This is a genomic window from Rhizobium sp. BK008 (assembly GCF_014197345.1).
Lineage (GTDB): Bacteria > Pseudomonadota > Alphaproteobacteria > Rhizobiales > Rhizobiaceae > Rhizobium > Rhizobium anhuiense.
Genome location: NZ_JACIFK010000001.1, coordinates 1,651,374 through 1,675,076, shown reverse-complemented (window position 1 = coordinate 1,675,076; position 23,703 = coordinate 1,651,374). Strand labels below are relative to the sequence as shown.

Below are 23,703 nucleotides of genomic sequence, written 5' to 3'. Positions count from 1 at the left end.
CCGGCATTTCATGTCAGTGCTCGATTAACGAACCGGCGGTGCATACTGGATGCCGCCCTTGTTCCACAGAGCATTCAAGCCGCGTGCGATCTTGAGGGGGCTACCCTGACCGATATTGCGCTCGAAGATTTCACCATAGTTGCCGACGCCCTTGATGACGTTGGCGGCCCAATCATTGGTCAGGCCGAGATCGGTGCCGATCTTGGTGTCGGCCTCGCTGCCGAGGAAGCGCTTGATATCCGGGTTCGGCGAGTTCTTCATCTCGTCGACATTTGCCTGGGTGATGCCGAACTCTTCGGCATTGATCAGCGCATAAGCCGTCCAGGAAACGATGTCGAACCACTGATCGTCACCCTGACGGACGGCCGGGCCAAGCGGCTCCTTGGAGATGATCTCAGGAAGGATGACGTGTTCGTCGGGATTCTTGAGCGTCAGACGCAACGAATAGAGACCGGATTGGTCGGTCGTGTAAACGTCGCAACGACCGGCATCATATGCCGCGTTGACCTCGGGAAGATTTTCGAAGACGACCGGATTGTACTGCAGATTGTTCGTCTTGAAGTAATCAGCGAGGTTCAGTTCGGTGGTCGTGCCCGACTGTACGCAGACTGCGGCGCCGGAGAGTTCGAGAGCCGACTTCACGTTCAGGCTCTTGCGAACCATGAAGCCCTGACCATCATAATAGGTGACAGGACGGAAGTTGAAGCCGAGTGCGGTGTCGCGGTTGATCGTCCACGTGGTGTTGCGCGAGAGAACATCGATTTCGCCGGACTGAAGGGCAGTAAAGCGCTCCTTCGCGTTTGTCGGCGTGTACTTGACCTTGGTGGGGTCGCCGAAGACAGCCGAGGCGACCGCCTTGCAGAAGTCGACGTCGAAGCCGGCCCAATTGCCGGAAGCGTCAGGTGCGGCAAAGCCGGTAAGGCCGGTATTGACGCCGCACTGAACGAAACCCTTTGCCTTTACATCTTCGAGTGTCGTGGCCGAAGCAGCCGAAGCGCCAAGAGCGAAAACTGCTGCGCCGATTGAGGCCGACAGAAGCTTGTTCTTCATTTTTTTTCCCAACCTTTTCCGTTGTCTTGTATTTTCTTGTGGGAAGTTCCGGCGAAATCTGCCGCCTCCCCATTTGCTCGACACCCTCCCGGCGCGAGTTGTTCTATCACAGTCGCAAATGTCACCATGGTCAAGTGTCGCGGTCAATAATTGCGGCAAATTTCAGCATTTTGGCAGATTGCGCCGCGTTGATGGGCACTTGGTTATGAAATAGGCGGCTAGTTGCGGAAAATTAACGCGAAATCGTGAGTTCCGCCGCTTTGGTCCGTCGCTGGCGATCCATCTCCAAGGGGTTGACCGGATATTACGGGGCGTCCAAAAGTCTGGTTTCGCGACCCTTCGCCAAAGGCTATTTCCGACATGAAAGACAAAGACAGCTTGCTGCAGAATGCCGGCATCAACACCCGCCTGACCCATATCGGCAACGACCCCTTCGACTATCACGGCTTCGTCAATCCCCCGGTCGTGCACGCCTCGACGGTGTTGTTTCCGAATGCGCAGGTGATGAAGACACACGCGCAGAAATACACTTACGGGACGCGCGGCACGCCGACGACCGATGCGCTCTGCGAGGCGATTGACGCGCTCGAAGGGTCAGCCGGCACGATCCTCGTGCCCTCGGGTCTCGCGGCCGTCACCATTCCGTTCCTGGGCTTTTCCGCCGCCGGCGATCATGCGCTTGTCGTCGATTCGGTCTACGGTCCGACCCGGCATTTCTGCGATACGATGCTGAAGCGTCTCGGCGTCGAGGTGGAATATTACGATCCGACGATCGGCGCCGGCATCGAGGCGTTGTTTCGGCCGAATACCAAGATCGTCCACACCGAGGCTCCCGGCTCCAACACTTTCGAAATGCAGGACATTCCGGCGATATCGGCCGTTGCGCACCGCCATGGCGCCGTCGTCATGATGGACAATACCTGGGCGACGCCGCTCTATTTCAGGCCGCTCGACCACGGCGTCGACATCTCCATCCATGCGGCGACGAAATATCCGTCCGGCCATTCCGATATTCTGCTCGGAACGGTTTCGGCCAATGCCGAGCACTGGGAGCGGCTGAAGGAATCGAACGGCGTGCTCGGCATCTGCGGCGCACCCGATGATGCCTACCAGATCCTGCGCGGATTGCGCACCATGGGCCTGCGCCTCGAGCGGCATTATGAAAGCGCGCTTGATATCGCCGAATGGCTGGAGGGCAGGGAGGACGTCGCCCGCGTTCTGCATCCGGCCCTGCCGAGTTTCCCCTCTCATCATCTTTGGAAGCGCGATTTCAAGGGCGCCAGCGGCATCTTTTCCTTCGTGCTTGCCGCCGATAGCTCCGAGAAATTCACGGCAAAGGCGCATGCCTTCCTTGATGCGCTGAGGATTTTTGGGCTCGGCTATTCCTGGGGCGGCTTTGAAAGCCTCGCCTTGCACGCCCATCTCAACGATCGCAAGGTCGCCAAGGCGCCGACGGATGGCCCGGTCATCCGCCTGCAGATCGGCATCGAGGATGTGGCCGACCTCAAGGCGGATATCGAGCGGGGTTTTGCCGCCGCAAGCGCCGCCTGAGCGGCATCGCCGGGCGTTGCCCGCTTGCAGCGCTATGGCAGACGCAGAGCCCGGTAGCCGTAGATCCAGTCGAGATCGGCCGCCAGGCTTTGCGGCGGCTTGAGGCCGAGCACGAGATCGCGGCCGATCCGGATCGGCCCTTTCGCATGATAGGCAAACCGGTTGAAGGCGCCACGCTGGCGAAGCTTCGCGATACGCGGCGCCCGATGTCTTTCGAACAGCGTCAGCGCTTCCGACACGGGATGATTCGAGAGAAAGGCGGCGAGTTCATAGGCGTCTTCGATCGCCATCGCCGCTCCCTGGGCGGCAAAAGGCATCATCGCATGCGCGGCGTCCCCGATCAGAATCGTCTTTCGGCCGTCCTGCCAAGCGCCTGATGTGGTTTCGAACAGCGGCCAGAACGTCAGCTTCGGGTGTTTTTCGAGCAGCGAGACGATTGCGGCGTTCCAGCCGGCAAGCCGCGTCCGCAGCTGCGTGCGCTGTTCGGCCGTCGGCTCGCTCTGCCAGGCCTGCGGTGCGATGTTACCGGCGGTGATCGCCACCATGTTGAAGCTGCCGGTCTCCTTCAGCGGATAGCAGACGAGATGCGCCGAACCGCCGAGGAAAGCCGAAACGCTTGCCCGGTCGAGGAAAGCCGGCGCTTCATCCTCTGCAATGGTGAAGCGGTAGGCGATATTGCCGGAAAAGTGCGGCGAGGGGCTGCCCGGAACGGATTGCCGCAGCTTCGACCAGACACCATCCGCACCGATCACGACATCGGCGGTCCGCTCGAAAGGCGGCAGCGTCGATTCCATCCGCACACCCAGATGAAGCCGGCAGAGCGGGTCGGCCGCGACTGCAGCCAGAAGGGCTTTCTGCAATGTGGTGCGGTGCAGGACGCCATAGGGCGCGCCCCAGCGTTGCCGCGCGAATTTGCCCGCCGGCACCGCCGCGAGTTGGCGCAGTGAACTGCCCGATATCAGCCGGATCGCGTCCGGCTCGAGCCAGAGCTTCGACAGGCCTTCAAGAATACCGAGTTCGGCAAGGATGCGCGAGGCGTTCGGCGAGATCTGCAATCCGGCGCCGATGTCGGCGAGTTCGCCCGCCTGCTCGAAAATCTCCGAGCTGATACCCCGGCGCGAAAGCGCAAGGGCGGCTGTCAGCCCTGAGATCCCCGCGCCGATGATGGCGGCATGTTCGACCGGCATGGTTCGCCCGATCCGGATCTGGACCGACTACGCCGCCTTCACGTGGAAAACGCAACCGGCCGGATTGGTCTGGCTGGGCTTGAGCGCCGAATTGAAGCGATAGAGCGTCGAGCAGTAGGAACAGACTTTTTCGTTGTCGTCGCCCATATCGATGAAGATGTGCGGATGATCGAAGGGAGCCGAAGCGCCGGTGCACATGAATTCCTTGACGCCGACTTCGATAACGCGGTGACCGCCGTCGTTCTGGAAGTGGGGAATGTTGTGGCCGGCCATGTCGCTCTCCGAATGCTTTGAAATGTGCACGAACCTTATAAGCCTTCGCCGCAAATGTGTAGAGCCAAAGCGCCGCGCCAATCACAGTTTTCAGGCGCAGTTTTCAGCCACAGTTTTTGGCTTCACGATGAAAGGCCGCTCGATTATGGTCGCGCCAAAAGGAAGACCTGATGAATCTGAATACGCCCGCATTTTCAAGCTTCACTCATGATGGATTGCAGCTCGCCTTCTTCGATGAGGGCGATCCGGCCGGTGTCCCCGTCTTGTTGATCCACGGCTTTGCCTCGACGGCAAACGTCAACTGGGTGCATCCGGGCTGGCTGAAGACGCTGGGTGATGCCGGCTACCGGGTGATCGCCATCGACAATCGCGGCCATGGCGCAAGCGACAAGCCGCACGATGCCGAAGCCTACCGTCCCTGGGTCATGGCCGGCGATGCGATCGCGCTGCTCGATCATCTCGGCATCCCCGAAGCCAATGTCATGGGCTATTCGATGGGGGCGCGCATTTCCGTCTTTGCCGCACTTGCCAATCCGCATCGCGTCCGTTCGCTGGTGCTCGGCGGCCTCGGCATCGGCATGACCGACGGTGTCGGCGACTGGGACCCGATCGCCGATGCGCTGCTGGCGCCCTCGCTGGAGGCGGTGACGCATAGCCGCGGTCGCATGTTCCGCGCCTTCGCCGAGCAGACGAAGAGTGACCGCACTGCCCTTGCCGTCTGCATCCGCGGCTCACGCGATCTCGTCGCCCGTTCTGACATGGCCAAGCTCGACATGCCAACGCTGATCGGCGTCGGCACCAAGGACGATATCGCCGGCTCACCGCAGGAATTGGCGGCGCTGATGCCCAATGCCGAAGCACTCGATATTCCGGGCCGCGATCATATGCTCGCCGTCGGCGACAGGGTTTTCAAGCATGCGGTGCTGGCCTTCTATGCAAGGGTCGCCCATCGCTGACATCATCGTGATGGCGAAAAACCATGCTAAAAAACCATGGCGACGGCACCCATTTATGTTATTGGCGTTTTCCTCTATATATTGGCATTCCGAAAACGGCATTCCGGCTGGCAACGAGGAGAGCGGCGATGGTCGCAAAGACTGACATCCGTGCTTTTGACACAGGCCATCCCGTGAAGGTGATGGATCCCATCTGGGACAGCCTGCGCGAGGAAGCCCGGCTCGCCGCCGAACGGGACCCCGTTCTCGCCGCCTTCCTCTATTCGACGGTGATCAACTACCATTCGCTCGAGGAATGCGTCATCCACCGCATCTGCGAACGTCTCGATCACCCCGACATGCAGGCGAACCTGCTTCGCCAGACCTTTGAGGAGATGCTCCTCGACTGGCCGGAGTGGAGCTCCATTCTGCGCGTCGATATCCAGGCCATCTACGACCGCGATCCCGCCTGCCTGCGCTTCATGGAGGCGGTGCTCTATTTCAAGGGCTTCCACGCGCTGCAGACGCATCGTCTGGCCCATTGGCTGCTGAACCGCGGCCGGCGTGATTTCGCGCTCTATCTGCAGAGCCGCTCCTCCAGCGTCTTCCAGACCGACATCAATCCCGCCGCCCGTATCGGCAAGGGCATCTTCCTCGATCACGCCACCGGCCTCGTCGTCGGCGAGACGGCCGTTATCGGCGACAACGTCTCGATCCTGCATGGCGTGACACTCGGCGGCACCGGCAAAGAGGGCGCTGACCGCCATCCGAAGATCGGCAGCGGCGTCATGATCGGCGCCGGCGCGAAGATCCTCGGCAATATCGAGATCGGCTACTGCTCACGCGTCGCCGCCGGTTCCGTCGTATTGAAGGCGGTGCCGCCCAAGAAGACGGTCGCGGGCGTGCCGGCCAAGGTTGTCGGCGAAGCCGGTTGTTCAGAGCCGTCGCGCAACATGGATCAGGTAATCGGCGCTGATATCTGAGCGCCTGTTGGATAAAGGATAGGAACAGTCGGCGGAGTGTGAGCGGGGACAGAATCGCCAAGCGGCAACCCTTGCCTTTACACCGCTGCTTTTCCTGTGCAAGAAGCGGCCAATCAAGACTGCTTACGGAGATGACAGAGTGAAGCCAGAAGAAATCAAGAAGCTCGACGCCTACTTCAAACGCATGTTCAACCCGCAGATCATCGTCAAGGCGCGTCCGCGCAAGAATGATTCTGCGGAAGTCTATCTCGGCGAAGAATTTCTGGGCGTCGTCTATATCGATGACGAGGACGGCGACCGCTCCTACAACTTTTCGATGGCGATCCTCGACGTCGATCTCTGATCGTTCTCGAAAACTTCAAGGGACCGGGCGGCGCGATCCGCCCGGTCTTTTTTTGTTTTTTTGCTGCCGAGTCAAAATTTTTTTAAAGCCTCAGGTTGTGGCTTTGTGATATATATTAGCAAAATCAACTAAAGACGTACGTGCCCCGGCGCGCATGCTTTGTTATCTTTTTGTAATGCAACCTTTGGATGTTTTGCAGCGCACAAGACTACTTGACTATTTGTGCATTGCAGCTACCCTGCCGCCAGCCACAGCCCAACGGAGGATGCCTCATGTTCAACTTTGACGATGCCAACAAAAAGAGCAAGGAAGCCGTCGACACGGCGTTGAAAACCTATTCCGAGACGGCCAAGGGCTTTCAGGCGATCGCCGCCGAAGCCGCTGAATATTCGAAGAAATCCTTCCAGGATGCGGTGACGCACTTCGAAACGCTGGCCGGCGCCAAGAGCTTCGAGGCAGCTTTCGAGCTGCAGACGAGCTATGTCAAGTCGTACTATGAGAACCTTGTCTCCGAGACGACGAAGCTCGGCGAGATGTATGCCGATCTCGCCAAGTCCGCTTACAAGCCCTACGAGGCTCCGATCGCCGCTGCCGTCGCCAAGGCCACCAAGTCGGCGCCGGCGGCGACATCAGCCGCCGCGTGAATTGATTCTCCCGGCGCAACCTGCGCTACATATTGAAATATGAGGACCGGCTACGCATCTGTGGCCGGTCTTTTTGTTTCCACTTTCGCTGCAGCGCTTCCATGGGATGGGCTAAGGCGCGGCGCAATCTTTTAGATTCGCTCTTCGCGCTTCAGGTCTTTGTTTTTAGGCATGTCGTTGCCGCAAAACCGCTGCACGGTTTGCGCGACATGCTTTGGGGACTTTTTTGGTCTTTCCCGTGCATGCCGCCCATTTCTTGATTGCAGTGACTGACAGGGGGCTTAAAATCAGCCTATTATGAACTAAGTTAGTGTTTCAGATATTCGGCGGGAACAGCACCCTCCCATGCTCCGCCGGATTGCTTGAGGAATGAATGACAATGATCGCAACGCCGATCCGGATGCAGAACGACAGCGAAAGGAACGGGGACAACGCAAATCGAACCTCGGTCATCACACGCACTAAGCCGAAGACCAAGAAGCCCAATCTTTATCGTGTGCTGCTTTTGAATGACGACTACACTCCCATGGAATTCGTCATCCATATTCTGGAGCGTTTTTTTCAGAAGGATCGTGAAAGTGCCACCCGCATCATGCTCCATGTCCATAACCACGGCGTCGGCGAATGCGGAATATTCACATACGAGGTAGCGGAAACGAAGGTCAGCCAGGTGATGGACTTCGCCCGGCAGCACCAGCATCCGCTGCAATGCGTCATGGAAAAGAAGTGAGGATCTGAACGTGCCAACATTTTCGCCTAGTTTAGAGAAGGCGCTCCATCAGGCACTGACCTTTGCCAACGAGCGGCACCACGAATATGCGACGCTCGAGCATCTGCTGCTCGCCCTGATCGACGATGCCGATGCGGCCGCGGTCATGGGCGCCTGCAATGTCGATCTCGACGCGCTGCGCAAGACGCTCGTCGAATATGTCGATAATGAACTGTCCAATCTGATCACCGGTTATGACGAGGATTCGAAGCCGACCTCCGGCTTCCAGCGCGTCATCCAACGTGCCGTCATTCATGTGCAATCCTCCGGCCGCGAAGAGGTGACCGGCGCCAACGTGCTCGTCGCGATCTTCGCCGAGCGCGAGAGCCATGCTGCCTATTTCCTGCAGGAGCAGGAGATGACCCGCTACGACGCCGTCAACTACATCTCCCATGGCATCGGCAAGCGGCCTGGCGCTTCGGAGGCTCGCCCGCCGCGCGGCGCCGAGGACGAAGCCGAAAGCAGCAAGCCGACGGCGCGCGGCGGCGAAGAAGAGGGCGGCCCCAAGAAGCAGCAGGATGCGCTGAAAGCCTATTGCGTCAATCTCAACGAGAAGGCCAAGGGCGGCAAGATCGATCCGCTGATCGGCCGTCACGCCGAGGTGAGCCGCACCATCCAGATCCTGTGCCGTCGTTCGAAGAACAATCCGCTCTACGTCGGTGATCCCGGCGTCGGCAAGACGGCGATCGCCGAAGGCCTTGCCAAGCGCATCGTCGAAGGCAAGGTTCCGGAAGCGCTCGCCGATGCGACGATCTTCTCGCTCGACATGGGCACACTCCTGGCCGGCACGCGCTACCGCGGCGATTTCGAAGAACGCCTGAAGCAGGTCGTCAAGGAACTGGAAGAATATCCGGGCGCCGTGCTCTTCATCGATGAGATCCACACGGTGATCGGCGCCGGCGCCACCTCGGGCGGCGCGATGGATGCCTCGAACCTCCTGAAGCCGGCCCTGTCATCGGGCGCGATCCGCTGCATCGGTTCGACCACCTACAAGGAATATCGCCAGTTCTTCGAGAAGGACCGGGCGCTGGTGCGTCGTTTCCAGAAGATCGACGTCAGCGAACCGTCGATCGATGATGCAATCGAGATCATGAAGGGCCTGAAGCCCTACTTCGAAGAGTATCACCATCTGCGTTATTCGAACGACGCCATCAAGTCGGCCGTCGAATTGTCGGCCCGCTACATCTCCGACCGCAAGCTGCCCGACAAGGCGATCGACGTGATCGACGAAACGGGTGCGGCCCAGATGCTGCTGCCGCCGTCGAAGCGCCGCAAGCTGATCACTGAAAAGGAGATCGAGGCGACGGTCGCGACGATGGCGCGTATTCCGCCGAAGACCGTCTCCAAGGACGACGAAGCCGTGCTCGCCAATCTCGAGCAGGAACTGCGGTCGGTCGTCTATGGCCAGGATATCGCGATCGAAGCCCTTTCGACGTCGATCAAACTGGCGCGCGCCGGTCTTCGCGAACCGAACAAGCCGATCGGCGCCTATGTCTTCTCCGGTCCGACCGGTGTCGGCAAGACCGAGGTGGCAAAGCAGCTGGCCTCGTCGCTCGGCGTCGAACTCCTGCGCTTCGACATGTCGGAATATATGGAGCGGCACACGGTTTCGCGTCTGCTCGGCGCACCTCCCGGCTATGTCGGCTTCGACCAGGGCGGTCTTCTCACCGATGGCGTCGACCAGCACCCGCATTGCGTGGTCCTGCTCGACGAAATCGAGAAGGCGCATCCGGATATCTACAATATCCTGCTGCAGGTCATGGACCACGGCACGCTGACCGACCATAACGGCAAGAAGATCGACTTCCGCAACGTCATCCTGATCATGACGACCAATGCGGGCGCTTCCGAAATGGCCAAGGCGGCGATCGGCTTCGGCTCGTCCAAGCGCACCGGCGAGGACGAGGAGGCGTTGACCCGCCTCTTCACGCCGGAGTTCCGCAACCGTCTCGACGCGATCATTCCCTTCGCGGCGCTGCCGACGGCCGTTATCCACAAGGTCGTGCAGAAGTTCATCATGCAGCTGGAGGCCCAGCTTTCCGAAAGGAACGTCACCTTCGACCTGCATGAGGACGCGATCGCCTGGCTTTCGGAAAAGGGTTACGACGAGAAGATGGGCGCCCGCCCGCTTGCCCGTGTCATCCAGGACACGATCAAGAAGCCGCTTGCCAACGAGATTCTCTTCGGCAAGCTGAAGAAGGGCGGCGTCGTCAACGTCACCGTCGGCCCGAAGGAAGACGGCAAGTCCGGTATCGTGCTGGAAGCCATTCCAGATACGGCGCCGATCAAGCCGAAGCCGGAAGCTGAGGTCGTGCATCCCGAAGCCGGCGATGAGGGTGATGGCGAGCTGAAGACGAAGCCGGCTCCCAAGGCCCGCGCCAAGACCGTGCCGCAGGCCGAGCCTGAAGTCCGCGACGCTCCGAAGAAGGGAAGCACGGTTCCGAAGGTTCCGCGCAAGAAGTGAGCTTTCGTCCCACCAAATTGGAAAAGGCCGCGTCTTACACGCGGCCTTTTTCGTTTCTGGGCATCGCCAGGGATCGATGTTACGCCAGTGCCGCCCTGATCTTTTCGGCATGGGCGGCAAGCACGGCGCCATCCTCCATCTTGCCGGAATGCGGCTTGAGCGCAGCACCCTCATGGCGCGGGATGACGTGGAAATGCAGATGAAACACCGTTTGCCCGGCGGCCGGTTCGTTGAACTGGGCGATGAAGACGCCGTCAGCGTCGAAGACGTCCTTGACCGCAATGGCGACCTTCTGGACGACTGATATCGCATGGGCGAGGGTGGCTGGATCGGCATCGAGGATATTGCGCGACGCCGGTTTGGGAACGACGAGCACGTGGCCCGGCGCCTGCGGCATCACATCCATGAAGGCGATCGTGTGCGCGTCCTCGTAGATCCGGTGTGAGGGGATTTCGCCGCGCAGGATCTTGGCGAAGATGTTGTTGTCGTCATAGTCGGCCGGGTCGGTCATCGCGAAATCTCCTCGGTTCCTACCACGCCGCGCGTCTTTTCTGACGCCCCAAGGACGCTGTAGCATTTTAAATTACTGCATAACTCCTTAAATCGATTCCGATTTAAGGAGTTATGCAGGGTTGATCGGGTAACGCGCCCGGCAGGGCAGCGTCAATCCTCCTGCAGGCGCTCGCCCTTGCGGAAAGGACTGTGCTCACTCAGGACCTTGCTCATATGCTCGACATCGGCGCGCTCGCGCGCGAGATAGTCGCCGATTGCCCGGCGAAGGCCGGCATGGGCGACGTAGTGGGCCGAATGCGTCGTCACAGGGAGGTAACCGCGCGCAAGCTTGTGTTCGCCCTGCGCTCCGGCCTCGACGCGCTTCAGCCCTTTCGAAAGGGCGAAGTCGATCGCCTGGTGATAGCACACCTCGAAATGCAGGAAGGGATGATCCTCGATGCAGCCCCAGTGACGACCATAGAGTGTATCGCCGCCGATGAAGTTGATTGCGCCGGCGACATAACGCCCGTCGCGCTTGGCCATGACGAGCAGGATGTCATCGGCCATGCGCTCGCCGATCAGCGAGTAGAATTTGCGAGTGAGATAGGGCCGGCCCCATTTGCGGCCGCCGGTATCCATGTAGAATTTGAAGAACTGGTCCCAGATGCGCTCCGTCAGGTCGCGGCCGGTCAGCCAGTCGATGCTGATGCCGTTTTCGAGCGCGGCGCGGCGCTCCTTGCGCAACGCCTTGCGTTTGCGCGAGGCGAGCGTTTCGAGAAACGCCTCGTGATTGGCATAGCCGTCATTGATGAAATGGAATTGCTGGTCGGTGCGGTGCAGATAGCCGTCCATCTCGAAAACGCCGATCTCCTCGTCCGGCACGAAGGTGATATGGGCCGAGGAGATGCCGAGCCGGCGCACGACCTCCTTGAGACTTTCGGCGATGGCGCTCTGGATCGGCAGCCGCTGCAGCCCCTCGGCGACAAGAAGACGCGGACCTGTCGCCGGCGTGAACGGGATGGAGCACTGAAGTTTGGGGTAATAACGCCCGCCGGCCCGCTCGAAGGCGTCGGCCCAGCCGTGATCGAAGACATATTCGCCCTGGCTGTGGTTCTTGAGATAGCCGGGCAGGGCGCCGATCAGCTCGCCGCGATCGGTTTCGAGCAGCAGGTGGTGGCCGAGCCAGCCGGTCTCGGCGCTGGCTGAACCGGATTCCTCCAGCGACGACAAAAAGGCGTGCGAAACGAAGGGGTTGTAGGCAAGCGTGGCGCAAGTCTTCGAGGCCCCGGAAAGCCTGGACCAGCTCTCCGGGGAAATCGCGGTGAAGGAGCGTTCTACGCGAATGGACAGTTCATCAGTCATGGAGCAAATGCGAAGCCTGTGGGAGGATGGTTTCGGCTCTGCCTTACAGCGCCACGTGTCTTTCAGACGCGCAAAGGACGCTGTAACGCTTTGAGTTGCTGCACAATTTTATCCTTAAATCGATTCCGATCTAAGGAATTATGTGGCAGTTTGCGCATGATCTTGGCCAAAAAGCGAGCGTCAAACCGCCACGCGCGGATCGAAGCCTTCGAAAGTCATCTGGTCTGCGTGTGCGAATGTACGCCGGCGCGCCTCTTCGTCACGCACCGTCCAGGTAATGACGGGAATGCCCTTTTCGCGTTGACTTGTGATGAAGGCATTCGGCAGCTCGTCATAATAATAGGAGATGAAATCGAGGCCGATCTCCATCGCCTTCGCATGCGTCTTGAACTCCTCCGGCGTGTTGCCGTTGGCCGTCAGCCCGAGCGGGTAGGGTGAGCCAAGCGCCTTCAGATCGCGCAGCAGCCAGTGGTCGAAGCTCATCAGCGCCACCTTGCCCTCATAGTCTTCGAGCACTTCGAGAACGGCTTCGGCAAAACCCTCGTCATCGGCCTCGCGGCCCTTGAGCTCCAGCACCAGCGGCACCTTGCCCTCGACGAGGTCGAGGAGCTGGCGCAACGTCGGCACCTTGTCGCTGGTCCCGCCGACGGCGATCAGGCCAAGCTCCCGCGACGTGCGCTCGCGGATGTCGCCGTTGAGATTGCACAGGCGCTGCAGGTCCTCGTCGTGGAAGATGACCGGCACGCCGTCGGAGGCGTAATGCAGATCGCATTCGATCGCAAAGCCCGCTTCGACGGCACGCGAAAAGGCCGAAAGCGTGTTTTCCCAGACATGCTTGTTGAGGTCGTGATAGCCGCGATGGGCGACCGGCACGTCCTTGATCCAGGCAGCATTGGTGGTCATTCGGCGATTTCCATGATAGCATCTATCTCGACGGCGGCGTTCAGCGGCAGGGCAGCCATGCCGACGGCGGCGCGCGCATGTTTGCCGGCCTCGCCGAGTACGCCGGCAATCAGGTTCGAAGCGCCATTGATGACGAGATGCTGCTCGACGAAGTCGGGCGCCGAGGCGACGAAGCCATTCAGTTTGATGACGCGCCGGATACGGCCGAGACCGCCGCCAAGTGCCGCCTTCGCCTGGGCGAGGATGTTGATGGCGCAGAGTTCGGCGCCGCGCTGGCCGCCCGCAACGTCGACGGTCTTGCCGAGATGGCCTGATACGGCGACCTTGCCGCCTTCGAGCGGCAGCTGGCCGGAGATGTAGAGAAGATTGCCGCTGATGACGTAGGGAACGTAATTTGCAGCAGGTGCTGCGGCTTCGGGCAGGGTTATCCCCATCTCAGTCAGGCGTGCAGCAATTTCATCGGACATTTTCGTCTCCGCTTTTGTTGTCAATTCTTCAAAAATTATGCATCAAGACTAGAATCTTTAATATGACAGGTTCGAGCCTCGATTTGGCCGAAAGCGTTCTTATAACATCGCGACCGAGTCCAACAGGAGTTAATGAATGTTCCGATCGAGTCTTGTCGCTCTGCTTCTCGCCAGCGTTTCCGCCAATGCATGGGCGGCTGCGCCTGCGGTAAGCGCTGCGATCGCGACCGGCCTCGTCGCACATCGCGCGGTCTACGATCTGGAATTGAAGGACGCTTCGGACCGCTCCGGCATCGCCGGCATGTATGGTCGGATGGTCTATGAGTTCGACGGCAGCTATTGCCAGGGCTTCACGACCAACTTCCGCTTTGTCACGCAGATCGACACCGGCGACAGCGTGCGCGTCAGCGACCAGCAGACGAAGACCTTCGAGAACCTGAAGGATGGCAAGTTCACCTTCGACACCAAATCCTTCACCGACGACCAGCTCGATAAGGAGGTCAACGGTGCCGCGCAGGATCAGCCCGACGGTGTCAAGGTCGATCTGAAGCAGCCATCGAGCCGCGAACTGCAGCTTGCCGAAAGCCGTTTTCCCACGGAACACATGCTCGACGTCATCCAGAACGCCAAGGACGGCAAGCGCTTCTTCGAGGCGCGCGTCTTCGACGGTTCCGATGACGGCGACAAATCGCTGGTGACGACGACGATCGTCGGCAAGCAGGAGACGCCGATTGCCGAGGAGGCCGATGCCGGCAATGCCGGCGCCTTCTCCAAGACCGCCTTCTGGCCGGTGACGATCGCCTATTTCAACGAGAATGCGAAATCGGATGCTTTGCCGGTCTACCGCATGTCGTTCAAGCTCTATGAGAACGGCATCACCCGTGACCTGACGATGGATTACGGCGATTTCGTCCTGACCGGCAAGCTTGCCAAGCTGGAGTTGCTCGAACGCAAGGCCGAGGTCTGCAAGTAGACGCAGGCTTTTGAAAAAACCACGGTCGGGCGATCGGCGACGATTAAATCGTCCACGCAGCGTCCTGATCTGCAAGGTGATACGATCCTTGCAGCAAAGCTTTTGGCAGGGCACCTGCATCCAAATTGATGTCTGTCGCAGGTCTCGCGCTGGCGAGTTGAACGGCGGCGTTCGCAGAAGCCGACGGTTATCCTTTTCATTTTTTCCCGCATCGATACGCGGTGCCGGGTTAATGGGTCGGTTTTTTCGGCATAAGCCTTGCTTTTGCGCCAAATCGAATGTATGGGCACCGGCATTCCACACGTAAGGCATGGGATCGTCCGGGAGAAATCCGGGCTGTTCCGCCGGTGGCATTCTCGAAGAGGGTGCTGTTCGCTTTGCGGAGGTTCAACCGGAAAAGGAGTAACAAGGCATGGCATTGCCTGATTTTTCTATGCGCCAGCTTCTCGAGGCAGGCGTCCACTTCGGCCACCAGACGCATCGCTGGAACCCGAAGATGAAGCCGTACATCTTCGGCGATCGCAACAACATTCACATCATCGATCTGGCCCAGACCGTTCCGATGCTGTCGCGCGCCCTTCAGGTCGTCAGCGACACCGTTGCCCGCGGCGGCCGCGTTCTCTTCGTCGGCACCAAGCGCCAGGCGTCTGAGATCATCGCCGACAGCGCCAAGCGTTCGGCCCAGTATTACGTCAACTCGCGCTGGCTCGGCGGCATGATGACGAACTGGAAGACGATCTCCAACTCGATCCAGCGCCTGCGCAAGCTCGACGAGATCCTGAACGGCGAAGCCCAGGGCTTCACCAAGAAGGAACGCCTGAACCTCGAGCGCGAGCGTGAAAAGCTCGACAAGGCTCTCGGCGGTATCCGCGATATGGGCGGCACCCCCGACCTGATGTTCATCATCGACACCAACAAGGAAAAGATCGCGATCGACGAAGCCAAGCGCCTCGGCATCCCGGTTGTCGCCATCATCGACTCGAACTGCGATCCGGACCTGATCGACTATCCGATCCCGGGTAACGACGACGCATCGCGCGCCATCGCTCTTTACTGCGAGCTGATCTCCCGCGCCGCCATCGACGGTATTGCGCGTCAGCAGAGCTCTTCCGGCCGCGATCTCGGCGCATCCTCCGAGGTTCCGGTCGAGCCGGCTCTCGAGGAAGCAGCCGAAGGCTGATGAAGGCGGGCGGATCGAAAGCTCCGCCAAAGCTTACAGAGACTGGGAAAGGCCGCTCGCGACTCATCGAAGTTCGGCGGCCTTGCCTGTTTCAGGGCGAGGGCGTCAGGCTCTTCGCCAGACTAAGTTTCGGTATGGCGCGTCTTCATCACGCTGTCATACATACAGGTACATTTCGTGCCTCAATCCGGTGCCGAGCCGCGCTCTGCGGCCCACCGTATGAACCGACAAGAGGAAGCTAATGAGCGAGATTACGGCTGCAATGGTGAAGGAACTGCGCGAAAAGACCGGCGCAGGCATGATGGACTGCAAGAAGGCTCTTGCTGAAACCGGTGGCGACATGGAAGCGGCGATCGACTGGCTGCGCGCCAAGGGCATCGCCAAGGCCGACAAGAAGTCCGGCCGCACCGCCGCTGAAGGCCTCATCGGCGTTTCGAGCCAGGGCACCAAGGCCGTCGTCGTCGAAGTTAATTCCGAAACCGACTTCGTCGCCCGTAACGACGCCTTCCAGGATCTCGTCCGCGGCATCGCCAAGGTCGCCGTCTCCACGGACGGTACCGTCGAAGCCGTTGCGGCTGCGACCTACCCGGCATCGGGCAAGTCCGTTTCCGACACGATCAAGGATGCGATCGCAACGATCGGCGAGAACATGAACCTGCGCCGTTCGACCGCTCTCTCCGTCGAGGACGGCGTCGTCGCCACCTATATCCATAATGCTGTTTCCGACGGCCTCGGCAAGCTTGGCGTTCTCGTGGCGCTGAAGTCGACCGGCGACAAGGAAGCCCTGAACGCAATCGGCCGCCAGGTCGCCATGCACATCGCTGCGACCGCGCCGCTGGCGATCCGCCCGGAAGAAGTCGATGCCGCCGTCGCCGAGCGCGAGCGCAACGTCTTCATCGAGCAGTCGCGCGCTTCCGGCAAGCCTGACAACATCATCGAGAAGATGGTCGAAGGCCGTATGCGCAAGTTCTTCGAGGAAGTCGCCCTTCTCTCGCAGGCTTTCGTCATCAATCCGGATCTGACCGTCGCAGCCGCCATCAAGGAAGCTGAAAAGGCCGTTGGCGCACCGATCGAAGTCGCCGGCATGGCCCGTCTTCTGCTCGGCGAAGGCGTCGAAAAGGAAGAGACCGATTTCGCAGCCGAAGTTGCGGCTGCCGTCAAGGGTTGATCTTCCAGCCATAATTGGGAAAACACTAGGGCATCGCGTGACAACGCGATGCCCTTCGTGTATCGGGCATTCACGGCAATTTACGAGGAGCCAAGATGTCTTTAGAGCCTGTCTATAAACGCGTTCTACTCAAGGCCTCCGGCGAAGCGCTCATGGGTGGCCAGGGTTTCGGGATCGATGTCGCGGTGGCGGACCGCATTGCATCTGACATCGCCGAGGCAAGGCATATGGGCGTGGAAGTCGGCGTCGTCGTCGGTGGCGGCAACATTTTCCGCGGGGTCGCGGTAGCGTCCAAGGGCGGCGACCGGGTCACCGGCGACCATATGGGCATGCTCGGCACCATCATCAATGCTCTGGCGCTGGCGACCTCGCTGCGCAAGCTGAACATCGATACGGTGGTGCTTTCCGCCATCTCCATGCCGGAGATCTGCGAGAGCTTTTCGCAGCGTGCAACCCTTTATCATCTGTCGATGGGACGCGTGGTGATCTTTGCCGGCGGCACCGGCAATCCCTTCTTCACCACCGATTCTGCCGCAGCTCTCCGCGCCGCCGAAATGGGCGCACAAGCGATCTTCAAGGGCACGCAGGTGGACGGGATCTACACCGCCGACCCGAAGAAATATCCCGATGCGACCCGCCTCGACCGCCTGACGCACCAGGAAGTGCTGGACAGGGGACTAGCGGTGATGGACGTTGCCGCCGTCGCGCTCGCCAGGGAGAATTCCATTCCGATTATCGTCTTCTCGATCCACGAGAAGGGCGGTTTTGCTGAAATCTTGACGGGCGGTGGCCTCAAGACCATCGTCTCCGACAACTGATATAAGCTGCGCCGCTTTATCAGGCGCAGCCCTGGATAGAACATGATGATTTTAGGCCGGTTGGCCTGAAATCTGAATCATGTTCTACATTAAATAGTTAGAGCATGATGTCGTCCGAAAGCCGCTGACGCTTTTCGGCATCATGGTCTAGAGCATGTCGCGCAAAAGTGTGCAGCGGTTTTGCGATGACGGCATGCGCAAACCAAAGACCTAAAGCGCGGCAAGCGAATCTGAAAGATCGCGACGCGCTTTATACGGGAGCATCGACATGAGTGAAGGTATCGACATCAAGGAACTGAAGCGCCGCATGGATGGCGCGGTTTCCGCATTCAAGAGCGACATCGCATCGCTGCGCACCGGCCGGGCTTCGGCCAACATCCTCGATCCGGTAACGATCGAGGCCTACGGTTCGCGCATGCCGCTGAACCAGGTCGCCAACATCACCGTGCCTGAGCCGCGCATGCTGTCGGTTTCCGTCTGGGACAAGTCGATGGTCAGCGCCGTCGAGCGCGGTATCCGCGAATCCAATCTCGGTCTCAACCCGATCGTCGACGGCCAGAACCTGCGCATTCCGCTGCCGGAGCTGAACGAGGAGCGCCGCAAGTCGCTCGTCAAGGTGGCTCACGACTATGCTGAAAAGAGCAAGGTCGCGATTCGCCACGTCCGCCGCGACGGCATGGACGGCCTCAAGAAGGCCGAAAAGGATGGTGTAATCGGCCAGGACGAGAGCAGGGCGCAGTCGGAACGTGTACAGAAGATGACGGACGAGACGATTTCCGAAATCGACCGCTTGCTTGGCGAGAAGGAAAAGGAAATCATGCAGGTCTAGTGGATCTGTGCCTTTGCCTGGAAAGACCGGACGGGAAATGTCGGAATCTGTATTTGTGACCGTGCCTGAGCATGTTGCCATCATCATGGACGGCAATGGCCGTTGGGCCAAGCAGCGTGGCCTGCCGCGCACGATGGGCCATCGCAAGGGCGTCGAGGCGGTCCGCGAGACAGTGCGCGCCGCCGGTGCCGTCGGCATAAAATATCTGACCCTCTTTGCCTTCTCCTCGGAGAACTGGCGCCGGCCCGAGGCCGAGGTTTCCGATCTGCTCGGCCTGCTCAAGGCTTTCATTCGGCGCGACCTCGCCGAGCTTCATCGCCAGAATGTGCGCATCAAGGTGATCGGCGACCGCCACAGCCTGCGCAGCGACATTCTCGGTCTGCTGCTCGAGGCGGAGGAAACGACCAAGGACAACACGGCGCTGACGCTGGTCATCGCTTTCAACTATGGCTCGCGCGACGAGATCGCCCGCGCCGTGGTGAGTTTGGCCCGGGATGTCGAGGCCGGCTGCCTGAGGGCGCAGGACATCACCCCCGCGCTCATCAACGCACGTCTCGACACGGCAGGCATCCCCGATCCGGATCTCATCATCCGCACCAGCGGCGAGGAGCGGCTTTCCAACTTCCTGCTCTGGCAGGCCGCCTATTCGGAATTCATCTTCCTTCCGGAATACTGGCCGGATTTCAGCCCCGAGATCTTCCGCCAGGCGCTCGAGAAATTCGCCTCTCGTGACCGGCGCTTCGGCGGCCTGTCGTCGCAGGCAGCCGCGGTCGGCACCTGATGCAGAGGGAATTGAAGCTCCGCATCGTTTCAGGACTGATTCTTGCGGTCATCGTTCTTGCCGCCACTTGGTATGGCGGTCTTGCCTTCCGTATCCTGGCGGCCGCGATCGGCCTGCTGATCTATTATGAATGGTCGAAAATAACAGGCATCGCGCGTGATTGGGTCGCCAATGCCGTCGGCTGGATCGGCGAGGCGGCGGTCGCCTTTCTCGTGCTTGTCGGCAATTTCGAATTCGCCGCCGGGATGCTGGCCGGCGTCACCGCCGTCGGCATCGCCCTGATCATCCTGCACGGTACGAGCCGCTGGTTTCCGGCTGGCCTGTTTTATGCCGGCGCCACCGGCCTGGCGCTCGCCGCCATCAGAAGCGATGACCGGCCTGGCCTTTATGCCATGCTCTTCGTCTTTGCCGTCGTCTGGGCAACCGATATCCTCGCCTATTTCGTCGGCAGGGCGCTCGGCGGACCGAAGCTTGCCCCTTCGATCTCGCCTGGAAAGACGTGGTCGGGCGCAATCGGCGGGGCCGTTTCAGCCGTCGCTGCCGGCGTCGTTCTCGTCCATTTTCTCCTTCCGGGCACTGAAATCATCGCCGCCGGCGTAGCGCTCGTTCTGTCGGTTTGCAGCCAGTCGGGCGATCTTTTCGAATCTTTCATCAAAAGGAAATTCGGCGTCAAGGATTCAAGCCATCTCATTCCGGGCCATGGCGGGGTCATGGACCGTGTCGACGGACTGATTTTTGCCTGTTTTTCGGCGTTCTTGCTAGCTGGGCTTTTTTCCCTGATAAAGGGGGCTGAGATGACCTCGCTCGGCGCGGCATTGTTCGGCCTCTGATGACGCGGCAGCTTGACGGAAGGGACTCATGGAAACGGTGACCGGCATATACGGATTCTTGATGGGGAATATCGTCACCTTCATCCTCGTGCTCTCGCTGCTCGTCTTCGTGCATGAGATGGGCCACTATCTCGTCGGGCGCTGGAGCGGCATTCGCATCCTTGCCTTTTCCGTCGGCTTCGGTCCGGAGATCTTCGGCTTCACCGACCGCCACGGAACACGCTGGAAGATTTCGGTGATCCCGCTGGGCGGTTATGTCCGGTTCTTCGGCGACGAAGACGCCTCGAGCAAGCCAGACGCCGACAAACTCGCCGCCATGTCCGAGGAAGACAGGGCGCGCTCCTTTGCCGGCGCCAAGCTGTGGAAGCGCGCTGCCACCGTCGCAGCCGGCCCGATCGCCAATTTTCTGCTGGCGATCGCCATCTTCACCGTTCTTTTTTCTGTCTATGGCCGCATGATCGCCGATCCTGTCGTTGCCGAGGTCAAGCCGGATGGCGCCGCTGCTGCCGCCGGCATCCTTCCCGGCGACCTGCTGGTCGCCATCGACGGCAACAAGGTCGAGACCTTCGACGACGTGCGCCGCTATGTCAGCATCCGCCCGAGCCAGAAGATCGTCGTGACGATCGAGCGTGGCGGCGAGAAGCTCGATCTGCCGATGGTGCCGCAACGCACCGACCAGACCGACCAGTTCGGCAACAAGATCGAGCTGGGCCAGATCGGCATCGTCACCAATCAGCAGGCTGGCAATTTCCGCCTGAAGACCTATACGCCTCTCGAGGCGCTGCAGGAGGGCGTGATCCAGACTCGCGACATCGTCACCGGCACTTTCAAATATATCGGCAACATCTTCGCCGGAACGATGCGGGCCGACCAACTGGGTGGGCCGATCCGCGTGGCGCAAGCTTCGGGCCAGATGGCTACGCTTGGCATAGGCGCGGTGCTGCAACTTGCGGCAATGCTTTCGGTTTCGATAGGATTGCTTAACCTGATGCCGGTTCCGGTACTTGATGGCGGCCACCTGATGTTCTATGCGGTGGAAGCGGTAAGGGGGAAGCCGCTGGGCTCCACGGCTCAGGAAATTGCATTTCGCATCGGCTTGGCAATGATATTGACATTAATGGTTTTCACGACCTGGAACGACATCGGCTCGATCAGAGGGTAAACGGGCAAGGCGAGGGAATTACTGTTTATTTACGATGTTTCAAGGCTGTAGTGGCGAATGGGTCACGCTTGCAAATGAAGTAAACAGAAATTAACGACCTCGCTTGCTTGTATGTCAAAAGCGGGTAAAACGACACACGTGACCGGAATCGGGTTCTCCCGGAGCCGGGGACGAGGGAAACAAAGGTAATAGGTGAAATGAAGGCTGGTTCAAAGTTTTTGAACGCAGTATCGGCGGTTGCGCTGTCTGCTAGTGTTGTTGCTTCGGGCGCAGGTGCTTTGACGTTCGTTTCCGCTACGGCTGCTGAGGCCGCCGTCATCCAGCGTATCGATGTGCGCGGCGCAAGCCGCGTCGGCGCGGAGGCCGTCCGGTCGAACCTCACCATCTCTCCCGGGAAGAGTTTTTCCAACAGCGATATCGATGCTTCGGTCAAGCAGCTTTACGGTACGGGTTACTTCTCCGACGTGAAGATCTCGGTCTCCGGAAGCACGCTCGTCGTCAACGTTCAGGAAGCTCAGCTCGTCAATCAGGTCGTCTTCAACGGCAACCGCAAGATCAAGGACGACAAGCTCGCGACCATCGTCCAGACCCACGCCGCCGGTCCCTACAGCGACACCCAGATCCAGTCCGACATTCAGTCGATCAAGGATGCCTACGCTGCCACCGGCCGCAGTGAAGTCGAAGTGACGACGCAGGTGGTGCCGCTCGGCGAAGGCCGCGTCAACCTTGCCTTCGTCATCAACGAAGGTGATCGCACCAAGATCGATTCGATCAACTTCGTCGGCAACAATGCCTACAGCGCCGGCCGCCTGGCTGCCGTCATCAATACCAAGCGTTCGAACTTCCTTTCGTTCCTGACCCGCAAGGACGTCTATAACGAAGACAAGCTCCACGCCGACGAAGAAGCGCTGCGCCAGTTCTATTACAATCGCGGCTACGCCGACATGCGCATCGTCTCTTCCGATGCCACCTTCGACGACGCGACCAACAAATACACGCTCACCTTCAACATCGAGGAAGGCCAGCGCTACGATTTCGGACCAGTGACCGTCCAGTCGACCGTCGAAGGCGTCGGTTCCGATCAGTTGCTGCCGCTCGTGCGCACCCATGAAGGTCGTGTTTACAGCGCCAAGGACGTGCAGAAGTCGATCGAGGCGATCTCCGACCAGGTGGCGTCTGCCGGTTATCCTTTTGCGCGCGTCACGCCGCGCGGCAACCGCGACCTCAACAACAATACGATCGGTGTCGAATATCTGGTCGACCAGGGCGAACGCGCCTATGTTGAGCGCATCGAGATCCGCGGCAACAGCCGCACGCGCGACTACGTGATCCGCCGCGAATTCGACATGAGCGAAGGCGACGCCTTCAATCAGCAGATGATCACCAAGGCCAAGCGTCGCCTCGAAGCGCTGGGTTACTTCTCTTCCGTCAATATCTCCACCCAGCCGGGCAGCTCGCCCGACCGTGTCGTGGTGGTCGTCGACGTGCAGGATCAGTCGACTGGTTCGTTCGGTGTCGGCGCGGGTTATGCCGCCGGCGGCGACGGTCTGCTGCTCGAAGCATCGATCGAGGAAAAGAACTTTCTCGGCCGCGGCCAGTATATCCGCATTTCGGCCGGCGGCGGTCAGGAAGGCTCGCGCGCCTACGGCGTCAGCTTCACCGAACCCTATTTCCTCGGCTATCGCCTGGCGGCAGGCTTCGACGTCAACCGCAGCGAAACGTCGAGCAACGACGACTATGACTACGAGGAAACCAGCGTCGTTCTGCGTGTGACCGCACCGATCACCGAAGATCTGGCGACGACCTTCCGCTATAACTACAAGCAGATGAAGTATGACGGCGATACCTCCGATCTTTCGGCGACCTATGCCAATCTGGTCGATGAGAGCCCGTGGACGCGCTCTTCCGTCTCGCAGACGCTAACCTACAACACGCTTGATGACACCGTCCTGCCGCGTGAAGGCATCTATGCGACGGCGACGCAGGAACTTGCCGGCCTCGGCGGCGACTCGCAGTTCTACAAGATCTACGGCAAGGCGCGTTACTACCATCTGCTCGCCGACGATGCCGATATCATCGGCTCGGTCTCGGCTTCGGCGGGTTATGTCGTCCCACTCGGCGACCACCTGAATGTCTTCGATCAGTTCACCCTGACCAACGGCGATATTCGTGGCTTCGAGAACAAGGGGATCGGCCCACGCATCAGCGGCGATAATGATGACCCGCTCGGTGGCACGACCTATTTCACGGCGTCGGCGGAAGCGACCTTCCCGATGCCTGGCTTCCCGCGTGACTTCAACCTGCGCGGCGCCGTCTTTGCCGATGCCGGCACGCTGTTTGGCAATGATGTCGAGCTTCTCGGCTCCGATCAAGCGGAGGGCACCAGTGCTTCGCTGCGCGCTTCCGTTGGTGTCGGTGTTGTCTGGCAGTCTCCCTTCGGTGCATTGCGTCTGGATTACGCAATCCCGGTCCTCAAGGAAGACTTCGACAAGACGCAGAACTTCAAGTTTGGCATCAACAACCAATTCTGATATCGGCA

The 23,703-nt window shown here is 59.9% G+C and carries 23 protein-coding genes; 16 read left to right on the top strand and 7 right to left on the bottom strand.

Annotated elements, in window-relative coordinates; genetic code table 11:
* Window positions 1–24: 24 nt before the first annotated feature.
* A complete protein-coding gene (locus tag FHT69_RS08115) occupies window positions 25–1,050 on the bottom strand; it encodes an amino acid ABC transporter substrate-binding protein (protein WP_047615731.1) in 1,026 nt (341 codons plus the stop codon).
* Window positions 1,051–1,410: 360 nt separating this feature from the next.
* Here FHT69_RS08115 and FHT69_RS08110 point away from each other — a divergent pair, with 360 nt between their 5' ends.
* Entirely contained in the window at window positions 1,411–2,601 is a 1,191-nt protein-coding gene (locus FHT69_RS08110; protein ID WP_047614895.1) for a cystathionine beta-lyase, read from the top strand.
* A gap of 32 nt (window positions 2,602–2,633) precedes the next feature.
* Here FHT69_RS08110 and FHT69_RS08105 read toward each other — a convergent pair whose 3' ends face one another.
* Both FHT69_RS08105 and FHT69_RS08100 read right to left on the bottom strand, forming a co-directional pair.
* Window positions 2,634–3,788 carry an FAD-dependent monooxygenase gene (locus FHT69_RS08105; RefSeq protein WP_183905170.1) on the bottom strand — a complete coding sequence of 385 codons (1,155 nt, stop codon included), beginning with the start codon at window positions 3,786–3,788 and terminating at the stop codon, window positions 2,634–2,636.
* 27 nt (window positions 3,789–3,815) lie between these two features.
* Window positions 3,816–4,061, bottom strand: a complete 246-nt coding sequence (locus FHT69_RS08100; protein ID WP_003539274.1) for a zinc-finger domain-containing protein — start codon at window positions 4,059–4,061, stop codon at window positions 3,816–3,818.
* 170 nt (window positions 4,062–4,231) lie between these two features.
* Here FHT69_RS08100 and FHT69_RS08095 point away from each other — a divergent pair, with 170 nt between their 5' ends.
* The 6 genes from FHT69_RS08095 to clpA all read left to right on the top strand — a co-directional run bounded on the left by FHT69_RS08095 (window position 4,232) and on the right by clpA (window position 10,199).
* Window positions 4,232–5,017 (top strand): alpha/beta fold hydrolase, encoded by a 786-nt coding sequence (locus FHT69_RS08095; protein WP_047614918.1) that lies wholly within the window; start codon window positions 4,232–4,234, stop codon window positions 5,015–5,017.
* A 128-nt stretch (window positions 5,018–5,145) separates the two neighbouring features.
* On the top strand, window positions 5,146–5,979 hold the full coding sequence (gene cysE / locus FHT69_RS08090; protein ID WP_047614921.1) for a serine O-acetyltransferase: 834 nt from the start codon (window positions 5,146–5,148) through the stop codon (window positions 5,977–5,979).
* A gap of 139 nt (window positions 5,980–6,118) precedes the next feature.
* Window positions 6,119–6,322, top strand: coding sequence for a DUF3126 family protein (locus FHT69_RS34115; RefSeq protein WP_010021897.1), 204 nt, complete (start codon window positions 6,119–6,121; stop codon window positions 6,320–6,322).
* A gap of 272 nt (window positions 6,323–6,594) precedes the next feature.
* Window positions 6,595–6,966 carry a phasin family protein gene (locus FHT69_RS08080; RefSeq protein WP_047614944.1) on the top strand — a complete coding sequence of 124 codons (372 nt, stop codon included), beginning with the start codon at window positions 6,595–6,597 and terminating at the stop codon, window positions 6,964–6,966.
* A gap of 379 nt (window positions 6,967–7,345) precedes the next feature.
* A complete protein-coding gene (gene clpS, locus FHT69_RS08075) occupies window positions 7,346–7,696 on the top strand; it encodes an ATP-dependent Clp protease adapter ClpS (RefSeq protein ID WP_063475503.1) in 351 nt (116 codons plus the stop codon).
* Between the two features lie 10 nt (window positions 7,697–7,706).
* Entirely contained in the window at window positions 7,707–10,199 is a 2,493-nt protein-coding gene (clpA, locus tag FHT69_RS08070; protein ID WP_063475504.1) for an ATP-dependent Clp protease ATP-binding subunit ClpA, read from the top strand.
* A 79-nt stretch (window positions 10,200–10,278) separates the two neighbouring features.
* On the opposite strand, the gene FHT69_RS08065 is transcribed toward clpA, so the two are convergent.
* From FHT69_RS08065 to FHT69_RS08050, 4 genes are all read right to left on the bottom strand, one after another.
* Window positions 10,279–10,710, bottom strand: coding sequence for an HIT family protein (locus FHT69_RS08065; RefSeq protein WP_063475505.1), 432 nt, complete (start codon window positions 10,708–10,710; stop codon window positions 10,279–10,281).
* A 152-nt stretch (window positions 10,711–10,862) separates the two neighbouring features.
* Window positions 10,863–12,053, bottom strand: a complete 1,191-nt coding sequence (locus FHT69_RS08060) for a GNAT family N-acetyltransferase (protein WP_183905169.1) — start codon at window positions 12,051–12,053, stop codon at window positions 10,863–10,865.
* Window positions 12,054–12,233: 180 nt separating this feature from the next.
* Complete coding sequence (locus FHT69_RS08055) at window positions 12,234–12,956, bottom strand: glycerophosphodiester phosphodiesterase (RefSeq protein ID WP_183905168.1); 723 nt, start codon at window positions 12,954–12,956, stop codon at window positions 12,234–12,236.
* Window positions 12,953–13,423, bottom strand: a complete 471-nt coding sequence (locus tag FHT69_RS08050; protein ID WP_183905167.1) for a RidA family protein — start codon at window positions 13,421–13,423, stop codon at window positions 12,953–12,955. The genes FHT69_RS08055 and FHT69_RS08050 overlap by 4 nt, the downstream gene beginning before the upstream one ends.
* 136 nt (window positions 13,424–13,559) lie before the next feature.
* Here FHT69_RS08050 and FHT69_RS08045 point away from each other — a divergent pair, with 136 nt between their 5' ends.
* The 9 genes from FHT69_RS08045 (at window position 13,560) to bamA (ending at window position 23,695) form a co-directional block, all read left to right on the top strand.
* Complete coding sequence (locus tag FHT69_RS08045) at window positions 13,560–14,396, top strand: cell envelope integrity EipB family protein (protein WP_047614955.1); 837 nt, start codon at window positions 13,560–13,562, stop codon at window positions 14,394–14,396.
* A 412-nt stretch (window positions 14,397–14,808) separates the two neighbouring features.
* Window positions 14,809–15,576 (top strand): 30S ribosomal protein S2, encoded by a 768-nt coding sequence (gene rpsB / locus FHT69_RS08040; protein ID WP_003573382.1) that lies wholly within the window; start codon window positions 14,809–14,811, stop codon window positions 15,574–15,576.
* Between the two features lie 241 nt (window positions 15,577–15,817).
* Complete coding sequence (gene tsf, locus FHT69_RS08035) at window positions 15,818–16,744, top strand: translation elongation factor Ts (RefSeq protein ID WP_047614958.1); 927 nt, start codon at window positions 15,818–15,820, stop codon at window positions 16,742–16,744.
* A 95-nt stretch (window positions 16,745–16,839) separates the two neighbouring features.
* Entirely contained in the window at window positions 16,840–17,562 is a 723-nt protein-coding gene (pyrH, locus tag FHT69_RS08030) for a UMP kinase (protein WP_047614960.1), read from the top strand.
* Window positions 17,563–17,830: 268 nt separating this feature from the next.
* Window positions 17,831–18,391 carry a ribosome recycling factor gene (frr, locus tag FHT69_RS08025; RefSeq protein ID WP_028757647.1) on the top strand — a complete coding sequence of 187 codons (561 nt, stop codon included), beginning with the start codon at window positions 17,831–17,833 and terminating at the stop codon, window positions 18,389–18,391.
* Between the two features lie 37 nt (window positions 18,392–18,428).
* Window positions 18,429–19,172, top strand: a complete 744-nt coding sequence (locus tag FHT69_RS08020) for an isoprenyl transferase (protein WP_028757646.1) — start codon at window positions 18,429–18,431, stop codon at window positions 19,170–19,172.
* Window positions 19,172–20,002 (top strand): phosphatidate cytidylyltransferase, encoded by an 831-nt coding sequence (locus tag FHT69_RS08015; protein ID WP_047614962.1) that lies wholly within the window; start codon window positions 19,172–19,174, stop codon window positions 20,000–20,002. The genes FHT69_RS08020 and FHT69_RS08015 overlap by 1 nt, the downstream gene beginning before the upstream one ends.
* Before the next feature lie 28 nt (window positions 20,003–20,030).
* Complete coding sequence (gene rseP, locus FHT69_RS08010) at window positions 20,031–21,164, top strand: RIP metalloprotease RseP (RefSeq protein ID WP_047614964.1); 1,134 nt, start codon at window positions 20,031–20,033, stop codon at window positions 21,162–21,164.
* Between the two features lie 197 nt (window positions 21,165–21,361).
* A complete protein-coding gene (gene bamA / locus FHT69_RS08005; RefSeq protein WP_047614966.1) occupies window positions 21,362–23,695 on the top strand; it encodes an outer membrane protein assembly factor BamA in 2,334 nt (777 codons plus the stop codon).
* Window positions 23,696–23,703: the final 8 nt, after the last annotated feature.

What these genes read in the sequence shown, in the direction of transcription:
- FHT69_RS08060 (WP_183905169.1), bottom strand. Translation starts at nt 12,053, where the DNA reads ATGACTGATGAACTGTCCATTCGCGTAGAACGCTCCTTCACCGCGATT.
- FHT69_RS08065 (WP_063475505.1), bottom strand. Translation starts at nt 10,710, where the DNA reads ATGACCGACCCGGCCGACTATGACGACAACAACATCTTCGCCAAGATC.
- FHT69_RS08080 (WP_047614944.1), top strand. Translation starts at nt 6,595, where the DNA reads ATGTTCAACTTTGACGATGCCAACAAAAAGAGCAAGGAAGCCGTCGAC.
- FHT69_RS08095 (WP_047614918.1), top strand. Translation starts at nt 4,232, where the DNA reads ATGAATCTGAATACGCCCGCATTTTCAAGCTTCACTCATGATGGATTG.
- frr (WP_028757647.1), top strand. Translation starts at nt 17,831, where the DNA reads ATGAGTGAAGGTATCGACATCAAGGAACTGAAGCGCCGCATGGATGGC.
- FHT69_RS08015 (WP_047614962.1), top strand. Translation starts at nt 19,172, where the DNA reads ATGCAGAGGGAATTGAAGCTCCGCATCGTTTCAGGACTGATTCTTGCG.
- FHT69_RS08050 (WP_183905167.1), bottom strand. Translation starts at nt 13,423, where the DNA reads ATGTCCGATGAAATTGCTGCACGCCTGACTGAGATGGGGATAACCCTG.
- FHT69_RS08105 (WP_183905170.1), bottom strand. Translation starts at nt 3,788, where the DNA reads ATGCCGGTCGAACATGCCGCCATCATCGGCGCGGGGATCTCAGGGCTG.
- FHT69_RS08115 (WP_047615731.1), bottom strand. Translation starts at nt 1,050, where the DNA reads ATGAAGAACAAGCTTCTGTCGGCCTCAATCGGCGCAGCAGTTTTCGCT.
- FHT69_RS08055 (WP_183905168.1), bottom strand. Translation starts at nt 12,956, where the DNA reads ATGACCACCAATGCTGCCTGGATCAAGGACGTGCCGGTCGCCCATCGC.
- pyrH (WP_047614960.1), top strand. Translation starts at nt 16,840, where the DNA reads ATGTCTTTAGAGCCTGTCTATAAACGCGTTCTACTCAAGGCCTCCGGC.
- FHT69_RS08045 (WP_047614955.1), top strand. Translation starts at nt 13,560, where the DNA reads ATGTTCCGATCGAGTCTTGTCGCTCTGCTTCTCGCCAGCGTTTCCGCC.
- tsf (WP_047614958.1), top strand. Translation starts at nt 15,818, where the DNA reads ATGAGCGAGATTACGGCTGCAATGGTGAAGGAACTGCGCGAAAAGACC.
- clpS (WP_063475503.1), top strand. Translation starts at nt 7,346, where the DNA reads ATGATCGCAACGCCGATCCGGATGCAGAACGACAGCGAAAGGAACGGG.
- rseP (WP_047614964.1), top strand. Translation starts at nt 20,031, where the DNA reads ATGGAAACGGTGACCGGCATATACGGATTCTTGATGGGGAATATCGTC.
- rpsB (WP_003573382.1), top strand. Translation starts at nt 14,809, where the DNA reads ATGGCATTGCCTGATTTTTCTATGCGCCAGCTTCTCGAGGCAGGCGTC.
- FHT69_RS08100 (WP_003539274.1), bottom strand. Translation starts at nt 4,061, where the DNA reads ATGGCCGGCCACAACATTCCCCACTTCCAGAACGACGGCGGTCACCGC.
- FHT69_RS08110 (WP_047614895.1), top strand. Translation starts at nt 1,411, where the DNA reads ATGAAAGACAAAGACAGCTTGCTGCAGAATGCCGGCATCAACACCCGC.
- FHT69_RS08020 (WP_028757646.1), top strand. Translation starts at nt 18,429, where the DNA reads ATGTCGGAATCTGTATTTGTGACCGTGCCTGAGCATGTTGCCATCATC.
- cysE (WP_047614921.1), top strand. Translation starts at nt 5,146, where the DNA reads ATGGTCGCAAAGACTGACATCCGTGCTTTTGACACAGGCCATCCCGTG.
- bamA (WP_047614966.1), top strand. Translation starts at nt 21,362, where the DNA reads ATGAAGGCTGGTTCAAAGTTTTTGAACGCAGTATCGGCGGTTGCGCTG.